This window comes from Wolbachia endosymbiont of Mansonella perstans (assembly GCF_020278605.1).
GTDB lineage: Bacteria > Pseudomonadota > Alphaproteobacteria > Rickettsiales > Anaplasmataceae > Wolbachia.
Genome location: NZ_JACZHU010000023.1, coordinates 1 through 12,656, shown reverse-complemented (window position 1 = coordinate 12,656; position 12,656 = coordinate 1). Strand labels below are relative to the sequence as shown.

Below are 12,656 nucleotides of genomic sequence, written 5' to 3'. Positions count from 1 at the left end.
GGTTTTGAAATTAGAATTGGCCTCTTTCAAAACGAAACATATAATTTAATAGAACCATATGAAGCTGTTATAAAAGAAAACTCTCTCCTAAAGACAACCTCAGGATTTGTGCCTGATGTTGTTGTACTGAACCGGGATATGACAAGTCACGTTCCAGACACGCTAGAAAATTTAAAACAAGAGATAGTGCCAAGTCCATTATATGGTTGGCACAGCAGACAGAAATTTCAATATTTTGAAATCTATCAAAAACTAGCGTATGAACTTTGTAACGAATTTCAAATAGACCCGTGGCTTATTTCTGCACCTACAGAAAGTTGTAGTAGTGTCAATTTCAACGACGATTCATCGCTGAAAACGGTGGCAGCTAAAGTTGATCAAGTGCTGTCCTTAGTGCAAAAAAAATATGAAGAATATAAAATAAAAACTCAACCTTATGTTTTTATCAAGGCAAGCAATGGAACATATGGAATGGGCATTATAACAGCAACAAGTGGAAAGGAAATATTAAGCCTCAATAGAAAAAAGCGCAATAAAATGAAAAGGATAAAAGAAGGAATAGAAGTGAGTAGCGTTATTATACAAGAAGGTGTACCAACCATTGATATTTTTGAACATAGTCCTGCAGAACCACTGATATATTATATAGGAAATATGCCAACGTGCTATTTGTACCGGTGCAACAGCAGAAAAGATATATATTCTAGCTTAAATTCCATTGACTGTAAATTTCATGATGTCATCCAGATTGTGGAAAATAAAACTCTATCGCTTTGGAATACGGTTAGTAAATTAGCGGTGCTAGCATTGGCAGTAGAAATGAGGTCTTTTCATATCTAATTTCTTACTTCTAAGCGTAGCCATTGGCTAGGCTTCTTGCATGGCAAACTAGCCTGTGGCATATCATAAACGAAAAATTTACTTGGTAACCTTTGCCGTTACCCTTATCATAGTATTAAAGCTATTATTTAGTTTCCCAATTTGTGTAGGTTAAAATGACAGGAAAATTTGTATTTGGCACACCGTGTGTACTATATATCTTTTTAAAACTTCGGGGTTTTTCTCATACAAGCTGAAACGCGCTTATAAGTCTTTTTCGGGGTTTTATTGTCTTTATTTCTCTCTGGTAAATTTCTTAAACATTGTAACTTAGACTAGTTGTATTTAAAAGCAGATAAATTGCAGCGTTTAAAACATAAAAACGCCAATACTAAAAATAAATACTGACCAGGGTTCCTTTTGCCTTTTTTTCCACTTGGTTTAGATTATGCAAGAGGTCTCCATTATCACCATGCTGAGCATGGTTAGTACTATTAAGTTCAGTAGAAGGGTCATCATTGATAAGTTGATCAAGCAGTTTGTCAAACTGGACTACTAGGAACACTGCACTATATATTATACTGACTATTACGCTTAAATTAAAATTATAGATTACACTATTACCTAAGTTTATCGGTTTTGTTGCAATTTCTATCCTTCTTAATACGAAATTTAACAAACCTAATGATGAAGTTATTGTACTGATGATAAGGATCTTCCTGCGTTTAGCAAGCTCAGCTTTACATTTTTTTAATTCATCAATTTCCTTTTTATCTTGGTATTTTCCACATGCATCTTGATATTCTTTATGTGCTTTTTGATATTTTTCGCGTATATAATAATAGTTTATGGGTTCTGAAATGAATAGAAATAGGATTGTTGACGTTAAGTGAACACAACTTATTACGTCTGCATTTCTAGTCAAGAGATGGATGACTTTCAACATCATTAGCGCTTCTATAGTGCTGCTTGCAAGACTAGCTGATTTGCCCACAATTTTTGCTAATTCTTTTTTACCCTTAGGGTCTCTGTAATCCTTGACTAGGTCATATAAAGTAAATGCAGAATAGGCTATATATAGAATAGACGTTGGAAATTTTGCCCACCGAGCGACATTCCGTATAAGAAAAATACTGGATCTATTATTATCAATAAACTCACAGCAAAATTGTAGTGAAATCTTGCACAGTAGCATTACTAAACCTGTTCCAACATAGATTCCCTTCCTGATCTCATGGTTGTAAGCATCACATACCTTTTGTGCAAACGTGTTTTGTTTCTTTTTTAGTTTATTTGACATAAATACTTAATAAGATAATAGTTTTTTTATTATTTTATCATATTGAATTCTAAAGGAAAAGTATTATAAGTCAGGATTTTAAAGATGATTTGTGCACAAATTTACCAGGCATTTTATAAACAAGAAATCAGTACCGAGAGTTGGTATGCGAAAGTAATATCCGTCCTTGATCATTGCTTTACATTCTACATCAAGTTCAACAAGCGTTTCTGAATGTTCAGAGACAAAAGATATAGGTGATAAAACCACAGGTACACCATCAGCTTTTGCATGCAATAGCTCACTTTCGGTGCTTGGCCCTAGCCATTTTACAGGGCCTATTTTACTCTGATAACATATTGACCAATCAAGATCTTTGATATTTAATTTTTTTACTATTAATTTTACTGTTTTCTCTACCTGTAAGGCATAAGGATCACCTTTTTTAATAACGCTAAGGGGCAAGCTATGGGCTGAGAATAGGACTCTTGGTTTACCAATCCTGCTGGCTAATTTGTAGTACTTGACTATCGAGTGAGCATGAGCTTCAATAAAGTCTTGGTTATTATGATAATGGCAAATTATTCTCGTATTGCATTCTAGGCCATATTTTTTAGCACTCTTTTGCCAGTTTTCAATAGACGATAAAGTTGTAGCAGTCGAATATTGAGGATATAGCGGCAGCAGAATTACTTCGTCAGGATCAAACTGCTTCACACTTTTAACAACTTCATTAGCAAATGGATGCCAATAGCGCATGCAGATGAACACTTTGGCCAGCTTTAGTGTCATTCCAGCGCGTGAAGCTGGAGTCCAGTTTTTTTTTCTAGATCCCAGTTCCACGCTACTTAGATGGCAAAGTACAGATCTATTAAGCTCTTGCTCAAGCGCTTCAGCTTGCATTTTTGTATTCTCTAAAATTGGCGATTTGCCTCCAATTTGCTCATATATTTTTCGTGCAGTATTTTCTCGTTTTGCGGATATAAACTTTGCTAAAAGAAATCGAAAAGGGTTTGGTAGATTTATTATTCTTTTGTCGTAAAAGAGATTAAATAAAAAAGGGCGGATCGCATTTTGTGAATCAGGTCCGCCAAGGTTAAGTAAGATGACTGCCTTTTTCATTTGATCTTTTGCAAATAAACTATAAGATTACTTTTGCTGTCATTCCAGCGCGTACAACATTGTGATTTGAGCACCAAGATGGTACCATCCAAGTAGCCTGGAACTGGGATCCAGGATTTTACTAAGTTGGTGAGTATAAAAGCATTATGTGAAAACAACGTACTTGATGAAATTGTGTGAAAGTGCTGGCCAAGCATTTTAGTGTACGAACATTGCAATTTGCAAATAATTTGAGTAGTAGGTGGTGTCATTCCAGCGCGTGACACTGTAACCTAGCTTCTTAGCAACTTCATCAAAAATGTTGCATAGTGCACGATCAATTCCTCTGGATCCTAGTGTCAAGCACTGGAACGACACCCTTATGTTTAAAGTAAAAATGGCTAACACACTGCTCCTGCGTTCCTACCGCTGTGTGTCAAGTGCCGAGATAACAAAACACATTTAGGCTCCACAACAAGTTGCTCTAGGAGTACCTATACACTCAGCTACAGGTTTATCAAATATAGATATAGGCACTAAATTTCTTACACTAGCATACAATAGGTGGCCAGATCTCTGCAGGTTACTTTTGGTAAATACAAAGCTTCTATCAAAGATCAGATCAGAGCAAAAACTTGGCAATGCTTTAAGAAGTTCAATAGCAGTTAAAGATAGCATTATACAACTTTGCAGAACCTTTAGAGGGAAAACTAAAAACGCAACGAGAAAGGAGGTGTTACCTGTCCCACCTACTTGGTTAGGCGAATTATACTCAATATATTGCCTGCTTTTATCAAAGATAGGAAATTTTATAGTATCTTTCTTAAATTCCACGTCTATTGTTTCTCTACTGTAGTCAGTAGTTTTTGCCATTAACTTCTCACGCAGATTAAAAGTCCTAACAACGAAACATGTGGCAATCATTAAGACAGCACAAGCAAGTGCACATTGTAGAAGGCTTAACCCGCCTACCATATCTGGTAATGCAAAACAAGCAAGTAGCGGCATAGCGATCATTTCACCAAACGGAATAATATTCCTTTTCATTGCAAAGACAGCGCCCTCCTTCAATTTTGTATTACGACGTGCATTACATTCTAAATAACTCAAGAAAGCTAAACTGAAAGTTAAAAACCCTTTTGTACCACAAAAAATTGATAATTTTAAATTATTAACGAATATTTTAGCAGCAGACTCAGTTTTTGTTTTATTATGACAACATGCACCCATGCAATACCTACTTGATAGTTTATTCTTAAACTATAAACAAAAAATCACTTTGATGAAATAAAAATTCATTATAGAATAAATCTATAAATATACGATCTTAACATAAGGAAGTAATATGGCAATTGAGAAAACACTTTCGATATTAAAACCTGACGCAGTAAGAAATAATATTACGGGCAATATAAATTCTTACATCGAAAAATCCGGACTAAAAATTATAGCGCAAAAAATGATGTTACTGACAAGAAGGCAGGCAGAACTGTTTTATGAAATCCATAAAGGTAGGCCTTTTTTTGAGGAGTTAGTGGAATTTATGACCTTTGGCCCTGTAATAGTTCAAGTTTTATTCGGTGAAAATGCGGTAAGCAAATACAGACAAATTATGGGAGCTACAGATCCAAAACAAGCAAATAAGGGTACAATCAGGGGTGATTTTGCTGATGACATTAGTAAAAATAGGGTTCATGGCTCAGATAGCTTGGAAAATGCTCGTAGAGAAATAACTTTCTTTTTTGCTGAATGCGATTTAGTACAGCTTTAGATTGACTGAAATAAATACGTAATTCTATAATCTTTACTGAGAGGTTGTTATCCAATAAAACAAGATTTAAAATTTTGTGTGATGTCGTTAATTATAGCAAGATATGCATCTTTTCCAGGTTCTGTATCTGACCCAATAGGATCAAGAATTACCATTTTTGCGTCATTAGAGAGAGCTTTAGGTTTTATGCTATCTTCTTGTGAAGAAGAAAATATACATTTAATATTTTCTTCCTTCATCATCTTTCTTAGTTTCATCAAACTCCTCATACCTATGTAAGCATCCTCTTCTATAGAAAGAATGGCACTTGGGTGATTTAAGCCAAAATATTTTTCAAAATATTGATAGGCATCGTGGGTAACTATGTATTTTTTGTTTTTGAAGTCATTTAATTCTCTCGTAATTTTTTCTGTTTCTTGGTCTATCTTCTTTATAGCTCTCATTGCGTTTTGGCTGTACTTATAAGAATTTTCTTTATCTATGCGAGACAGCGTTGTACTTATAGAAAGTATCATGTTTTTTGCATTTTCAGGACTAAGCCAAATGTGTAGGTCTTTTTCGTCTTGAATATGAATGATATGTCTAGAGAATGAATGTGGTCGAGCAGGAAGTAGATTAACTGCCTTTGATAACTGCACAAGTTTTTTATTGTTTCTAGCGAAGGTTTTAACAAATGTTTCTAGATTATCATCAATGTAAAATATGACGTCGCTTGATTCCAAATTACTTGCATCAGATGGCTTTAATGCATGATCATGCGCAGATGCAGCAAGCAAGTGTGGCTTTGAAATTCTATCTGTAACAGAGGCTACAAGAGAATGTACAGGCTTTATTGTAGCTACGATTTTTAGATTGGATGAAAAGGCAGTACTGTGATATAGTGTAAACAAAAGTGATAGAAAAGAAGCCAGTAAATGTCTCATAAAAACGTTGAGGAAAAATTAAATTTTTTCAAAAAGTTAAACAATGTCAATAGCAGTGTCCTAAAGATAGAAAACCTTACTCTTGCATATGATAATAAGAAGGTTCTCGATGGTATTAATATATCAATAGAGAGGGGAAATGTAGTTACTATACTTGGTCCAAATGGTGGAGGTAAAACCTCTTTGGTAAAGGCAGTTGCTGGTATAAATAAGAACTGCACTGGTAGTGTCATGTTTGCTGACGATATAAAAATCAGTTATATGCCACAAAATTTTAGCATCAGTAATTTGATGCCGATAACAGTTGAATATTTCCTTTTAAACAGCTTCTCAACAAAATTGAAGAAAGATCAATCAATTGTTACGGAAGCGATAGAATTGGTTGGTATTAGCAACATTTTGAAGAATCAAGTGTTAGAGATTTCTGCAGGACAAACACAATTGTTGCTGCTTGCACGCTGTTTAATTGCAGAGCCTGACTTAATTATTCTCGATGAGCCAGTTAGTGCAATGGACGTTAACTCACGGGATAAGTTTTACGATATTATAGGTAAGATAGCAAAAAAACGACTGGTTTCGATTCTTATGACATCTCATGATTTAAGCTCCATAGTACCATGTTCAGATTATATAATTTGTATAAATAATACTATCTATTGCCAAGGTAAGCCTGGTGAAATTACGAAGAATAAAACTCTGAGCAAAATATTTAACAGTTACGCAGCGAAATGATTCAAAATATTCTGCGCCTTTTGTACATAACCGCAGTACTGACTCGTTACAACATATTACCTCGCTTGCTTGCTCCTTCAAGAGGGTCAATAAACAAGATACAAGGCTATAAACTAAAGTGTGCCCTTGAAAAATTAGGTCCAGTGTTTATTAAATTTGGACAATCCATTTCATCACGTACTGATATTTTAAATGAGGATATAACAAATAACTTATTGTTAATATGTGATAGGCTGTCATCTTTTTCACACAAGATGGCAGTTAAAACTATAGAAAGCGAATTTAATTGTAAGTTAAGCGACATTTTTTCAAGCTTTTCTGAAGAGCCAATTGCAGCAGCGTCAATCTCTCAGGTTCATAAGGCAGTTACTACAGAAGGCAAAGAAGTTGCTGTGAAGATTTTAAGGCCAAATATTGAGAAAGCATTTTCAAGGGATATAAAAACGCTTTTTTGGCTTGCAGAGGTTACAGAAAGATTTAGCAAGCAATCAAATAGGCTAAAACCGATCGAGTTAGTTAAAACTTTTACTGAAATTTGTCGATTAGAGCTAGACCTACGTTTTGAGGCTGCTCATTCTTCAGAGCTAAAGGAAAACACGAAAAACGACAGAGGTTTTTATGTACCTGAAGTGGATTGGAGAAGGACTTCAAAAAAAGTTTTAACGCTGGAATGGATAGAAGCAACACCAATATACGAGGTTGAGAAACTAAATAATCATAAGCAAATAGCTGTAAGTCTTATAGAATCGTTCTGCAATCAAGTATACAGAGACTGTTTCTTTCATGCAGATATGCACCCTGGAAATCTCATGGTCGATAGTAACAACAATATTGTTGCCCTCGATTGTGGAATCATGGGCCGAATAGACCGCGAAACGTGCTATTATGTGATAGAGATACTGAAAGGTTTCTTAAATCGGAACTATGATCACGTTGCAAAGGTACATTTTAGAGCTGGCTATGTCTCACCACATCACAAAAATTTCGTTACAGCGTGTAGAGCAATAGGTGAACCTATTATAGGGCAGCCTATACAGAAAATTTCTTTTGCTAGTTTACTTGCTCAATTGCTCAAAATAACCGGTGATTTTGATATGAAAGTTCAAACACAATTGTTATTGCTGCAGAAAACTATGATTTTGCTAGAGGGAACATGTAGAAAAATCTACCCAGAGATCAATATGTGGAAAATAGTTGAAGCATGGACAGAGAATCAACATAAAAATAAAACAGGTTATAAGGAAAGAGTAAAAAGTTCTTATCCCGTAAAGACAATTCAGGAAGTATTTAACCTTGTAGAGAAATTGAACCTAATAGCTGATCAAAAACTAGAGAATATCCAGGGTAAGATTAGATCAAATCGAAAGACCTATTCTTTACTGTGGTTTATAATCATAGCGCTAATCGTTAAATTTTTAACTTTATAATAAGTATTGCTTTTTAAGTCGCTATGGTTAAAATAAATAAAGTTTACTTCAGTCCCGCTAGCAGATAGCGGGATCTATGAAGTAGGGTTGCACTAGCTGTACGGTTAGGATAACACCGAGAAGTGCGTTGTTGCTAAACAATTGTGCGAGAGATCTGATGTCTGAGTTTAAAGTTTTTATTGTCTATAGAGGATAAGCTGCTACAATAAAAAAATTAAAGATAGAGAAAACTTCAAGTTATGCAAGATGATACTAAAAAGAAAACGATGATAGAAGAAAAAGGTATATTGGGTTGGATAGAATATAGATTACCTATACTCTCTTTTCTAAAGCATATTGCTTCTTACCAAGTGCCAAAAAACCTAAATTATGCTTGGAACTTTGGCTCTTTGGCTGGTATAGCGCTAATTTTACAAATAATAACAGGCATCTTTCTTGCTATGCATTACACTCCGCATGTTGAACATGCGTTTAACAGCGTAGAGCGTATAATGCGTGACGTTAACTATGGATGGCTGATACGTTACACTCATGCTGTCGGAGCATCGCTCTTCTTTATGGTGGTTTATATTCATATAATACGTGGGTTATATTATGGATCTTATAAAAGGCCACGAGAGATGGTATGGTTCATTGGCATATTTATATTCTTTGCAATGATGGCAACAGCTTTTATGGGATATGTTCTCCCTTGGGGGCAAATGAGCTTTTGGGGTGCAACAGTTATAACTAATTTATTTTCAGCTATACCCTTAATTGGTGATAAAATAGTTATATGGTTATGGGGAGGCTTCTCTGTTGATAATTCAACACTCAATCGTTTTTTTGCTCTGCATTACCTTCTGCCTTTCGTCATTGTTACTTTAGCTATGCTGCATGTCATTGCTCTACATAGATTTGGCTCTGGTAACCCAAGTGGGGTAGAAGTAAAATCAGATAACGATACCATTCCGTTCTACCCTTATTATATAGTAAAGGACTGTATAACTTTTAGTCTGTTTTTTATAGTTCTGTTTGCGTTTGTTTTCTATGCTCCCAATTATCTAGGACAACCTGATAATTATATAGAAGCTGACTCTATGGTAACTCCAGTACATATAGTACCGGAATGGTATTTTTTGCCTTTTTATGCAATGCTGCGTTCAATTCCAAATAAGCTTATTGGTGTGCTTACCATGTTTGGGTCTATTTTAGTGTGGTTTTTATCGCCTTGGCTCGATAAATCAAAAGTTAAAAGTGGCGCTTATCGCCCGTTGTTTAAGAAATTTTTCTGGGCCTTTGTAGTAAATTTTGCATTTCTCACTTGGCTTGGGGGACAGAAAGTAAAAGAACCCTACATTACCCTAAGTAGGCTTTCCACTCTTTATTATTTTACATACTTTATAATAATTTTACCACTGCTCAGTAAGTATGAGAAACCGGGGAAACCACCAAAAACCATAAGTGATTCTGTACCGGAGATGAAGTAATATGCTAGGTAAAAATAGATCTACTGTAAAACATCCTATCATCCTAAAATATCCTTTTGCTACCCTAAAACACTTTTTTGTCATTTCAGAACACCCTTTTGTCATCCCAGTGCTTAACACTGGGATCCGGAAAAAAAACAAATGGATTTCAGCATCATGTGCCAGAGTAACATCAGGCTATTTTTTACTAGAACAATGGCTAGTGAAGGGACTGAACGTATTTTCAATTTTTTGTATGTTATTCCTATCTGATCCTATATCTGCAGAAGAATTCACACCATCACCAAATAAAAAAATGGACTGGAATTTTGATGGAATTACCGGGTCTTTTGATAGGAAATCAATTCAGCGTGGCTATAAAGTATATAAAGAAGTTTGTGCTTCCTGTCATTCAATGAATAGAATAGCATTTCGTAATTTGCAAGGTATCGGTTTTTCTGAAAAGGACGTAAAACAGATTGCAGCCTCTTATCAAGTTAAAGATGGCCCGAACGATTTAGGTGAAATGTTCAATAGACCGGGAATACCTTCGGATTATTTTATCGCACCTTTTGATTCGAAGGAAGCAGCTGCAGCAAGTAATAGCGGTACAGTTCCACCGGACTTGTCATTAATTATTAAAGCGAGGCACGATGGTGCAAATTATGTCTATTCACTGCTGACAGGTTATCAAAACGGGGAGCACGATGAAAATGATTTATATTTTAATCCGTATTTTTCAACAGGTAAGTTAGCTATGGCACCACCACTTTCTGAAGGAATGGTGGAGTACGACGGTACAAGGCAGGCTACAGTTGAAAACATGGCATATGATGTGGTAAATTTTTTACAATGGGCAGCAGAGCCAGAACTAGAAAACCGGCACAAACTTGGATTTAAAGTGGTGGCATATTTTGTAATCTTAACAGTGTTTTTTGTATTAACTAACAATAAAATTTGGAGCAAGCTCTATAAAAAGAAAAGATAAAGTTTTTTTATTGACACTCACTTTCACACCTTATTTATACTAACAAGTATATTAATAGTATATGAAAATATAAGAGCTATGGAATTTCAAATAGTTACACATTTTAAACCAGCTGGAGACCAGCCACAAGCAATCGATAGCTTAGTTGCAGGGCTAAACAGCAACAAAAAAGATCAGGTTTTGCTTGGAGTTACTGGCTCTGGAAAAACTTTCACTATGGCAAACATTATTGCAAAAACAAACAGGCCTGCATTAATTATGGCACACAACAAAACTCTAGCAGCACAGCTTTATGAGGAAATGAGAGGATTTTTTCCCCACAATGCTGTTGGATACTTCATTTCTTATTATGATTATTATCAGCCCGAGGCTTATTCGCCACAAACTGATACTTATATTGAAAAGGACTCTGTAATTAACGAAAGAATTGACATGCTGCGTTACTTTGCTGTTTGTTCTCTCTTGGAGCGCAGAGATACAATTGTAGTTGCCAGTGTTTCCTGTATATATGGTCTTGGTTCGCCTGAGAGCTATCTCAATATGACCTTGACTTTAAGTGCTGGAGATAAAATTCGTGTTAATGATTTCCTGAATAATCTAGCTAATCTTCAATACAAGCGCTCTGATGTCAGATTTGAGAGAGGATATTTCAGAGTACGTGGCGATATTATCGACATATTTCCTGCTTACTATGAAAACAAAGCTTGGCGTTTATCGCTGCTTGGCAATGAAATAGAAGAAATTTCTGAGATTGATGTTATGACTGGCAATGTTATTGAATGCATAAATAAGATCACCATTTTTCCAAACAGCTATCACATTACCTCACGTGAGACTCTATTGCAGGCGGTTCAACTAATCAAAAAAGAGCTGCATGAACGCTTGGATTATTACTATTCACAGAACAAAATTGTTGAAGCAAAACGCCTTGAGCAGCGCACCAACTTTGATATTGAAATGATACTAGCAACAGGAACGTGTAAAGGTATTGAAAATTATTCACGTTATCTCTACGGCATGGAAGCTGGAGGTGTACCACCTACTTTGTTTGAGTATTTACCCAAAGATGTAATTTTATTTGTCGATGAAAGTCATGTCACCGTTCCTCAGATTGGTGCGATGTATAGTGGTAATGAGTCTCGTAAAGAAAAATTGGTGGATCATGGATTTAGGCTCCCTTCTGCTTTTGATAATCGCCCATTAAAATTTGAAGAGTGGGAAACAATGCGGCCGCAAACCATTTTCATTTCCGCTACTCCCGGAAAATATGAGTTGGCAAAAACCAATAATGTATTCATAGAGCAAGTTATTCGGCCAACGGGGCTTACAGATCCAATCTGCATTATAAAGCCAACAGAGACTCAAGTTGATGATGTGATTCACGAAGCGCAAGTGACTATAAAGAAAGGGTTTTGTGTTCTTATTATAACATTGACAAAAAAAATGTCTGAAAAGCTAGCTGAACATATGAGTGAGCTAAATATGAAGGTGAGTTACCTGCATTCAGACATTAGTGCGCTAGAGAGGATTGATATTATATGCAAACTAAGATCGAAAGAAATCGACGTCCTAGTTGGTGTTAACTTACTGAGGGAAGGCCTTGATATTCCAGAATGTGGGTTGGTTGCAATTTTGGATGCTGATAAGGAAGGATTTTTGCGATCAGAAACTTCGCTTATTCAAACGATAGGTCGTGCTGCACGCAATGCCGAAGGTAGGGTAGTTTTATATGCAGATAAGATGACTGGTTCTTTAGATCGTGCGTTGAAAGAAACAGAAAGAAGAAGAAAGAAACAACAAGAATACAATACACTGCATAATATTACACCAAAAACTATAATAAAGGCCATATCAAACACTCTACAAGACAAAGTAGTGGTTGAGGAAAACATCAATATTAGTAATATTGATTTAAAGAATTTAAAGAAGCAGATGTTAAAACATGCTGAAAATCTAGAGTTTGAAGATGCAGCAAAAATAAGAAATATTCTCAGAAGATTTGAAGATAGACTCCCTGCAAACCAAAACTAAGCAGAAAAAAAGCAATTTACTAGTTACGTCATGATGTCTTAGGTCTCACATGGATTTTACTTGCAACTAATCTTTAGTTATGAACATTAAAAATTTTACCAAGTAGAAAAAAGGCAAAAGAAACCCTAGTCGGTATT

General features: G+C 35.4%; 11 protein-coding genes. 7 read left to right on the top strand and 4 right to left on the bottom strand.

The genetic code is table 11. The annotated features are described in order from the left end of the window. Positions 1-840: glutamate--cysteine ligase (gshA, locus tag IHO13_RS02195; protein WP_225538073.1), on the top strand; the 840-nt coding region annotated here is incomplete at its 5' end. 370 nt (positions 841-1,210) lie between these two features. On the opposite strand, the gene IHO13_RS02190 is transcribed toward gshA, so the two are convergent. From IHO13_RS02190 to IHO13_RS02180, 3 genes are all read right to left on the bottom strand, one after another. Next, positions 1,211-2,119, bottom strand: a complete 909-nt coding sequence (locus IHO13_RS02190) for a hypothetical protein (protein WP_225538072.1) — start codon at positions 2,117-2,119, stop codon at positions 1,211-1,213. Between the two features lie 78 nt (positions 2,120-2,197). Further along, positions 2,198-3,220, bottom strand: a complete 1,023-nt coding sequence (gene hemH / locus IHO13_RS02185; protein ID WP_225538071.1) for a ferrochelatase — start codon at positions 3,218-3,220, stop codon at positions 2,198-2,200. 441 nt (positions 3,221-3,661) lie between these two features. Then, positions 3,662-4,429 carry a hypothetical protein gene (locus IHO13_RS02180; RefSeq protein ID WP_225538070.1) on the bottom strand — a complete coding sequence of 256 codons (768 nt, stop codon included), beginning with the start codon at positions 4,427-4,429 and terminating at the stop codon, positions 3,662-3,664. A gap of 115 nt (positions 4,430-4,544) precedes the next feature. Between IHO13_RS02180 and ndk the strand changes: the two genes are divergently transcribed. Continuing rightward, positions 4,545-4,970, top strand: a complete 426-nt coding sequence (ndk, locus tag IHO13_RS02175; RefSeq protein WP_225538069.1) for a nucleoside-diphosphate kinase — start codon at positions 4,545-4,547, stop codon at positions 4,968-4,970. 47 nt (positions 4,971-5,017) lie between these two features. Here the strand turns inward: ndk and IHO13_RS02170 are convergent, their stop codons facing one another. Then, complete coding sequence (locus tag IHO13_RS02170; RefSeq protein ID WP_225538068.1) at positions 5,018-5,893, bottom strand: zinc ABC transporter substrate-binding protein; 876 nt, start codon at positions 5,891-5,893, stop codon at positions 5,018-5,020. On the opposite strand from IHO13_RS02170, the gene IHO13_RS02165 reads away from it, so the two are divergent. From IHO13_RS02165 to uvrB, 5 genes are all read left to right on the top strand, one after another. Beyond that, a complete protein-coding gene (locus IHO13_RS02165; protein ID WP_225538067.1) occupies positions 5,885-6,625 on the top strand; it encodes a metal ABC transporter ATP-binding protein in 741 nt (246 codons plus the stop codon). The genes IHO13_RS02170 and IHO13_RS02165 overlap by 9 nt on opposite strands. After that, complete coding sequence (ubiB, locus tag IHO13_RS02160; protein ID WP_225538066.1) at positions 6,622-8,052, top strand: 2-polyprenylphenol 6-hydroxylase; 1,431 nt, start codon at positions 6,622-6,624, stop codon at positions 8,050-8,052. The genes IHO13_RS02165 and ubiB overlap by 4 nt, the downstream gene beginning before the upstream one ends. Positions 8,053-8,291: 239 nt before the next feature. Continuing rightward, positions 8,292-9,521: a cytochrome b gene (locus tag IHO13_RS02155; protein ID WP_225538065.1), complete on the top strand. Its 1,230-nt coding sequence runs from the start codon at positions 8,292-8,294 to the stop codon at positions 9,519-9,521. Positions 9,522-9,756: 235 nt separating this feature from the next. Continuing rightward, the gene (locus IHO13_RS02150) at positions 9,757-10,488 is read left to right on the top strand and encodes a cytochrome c1 (protein ID WP_225538074.1); all 732 of its coding nucleotides are present in this window, start codon (positions 9,757-9,759) and stop codon (positions 10,486-10,488) included. A 78-nt stretch (positions 10,489-10,566) separates the two neighbouring features. After that, complete coding sequence (gene uvrB, locus IHO13_RS02145; protein WP_225538064.1) at positions 10,567-12,519, top strand: excinuclease ABC subunit UvrB; 1,953 nt, start codon at positions 10,567-10,569, stop codon at positions 12,517-12,519. Positions 12,520-12,656 lie beyond the last annotated feature (137 nt).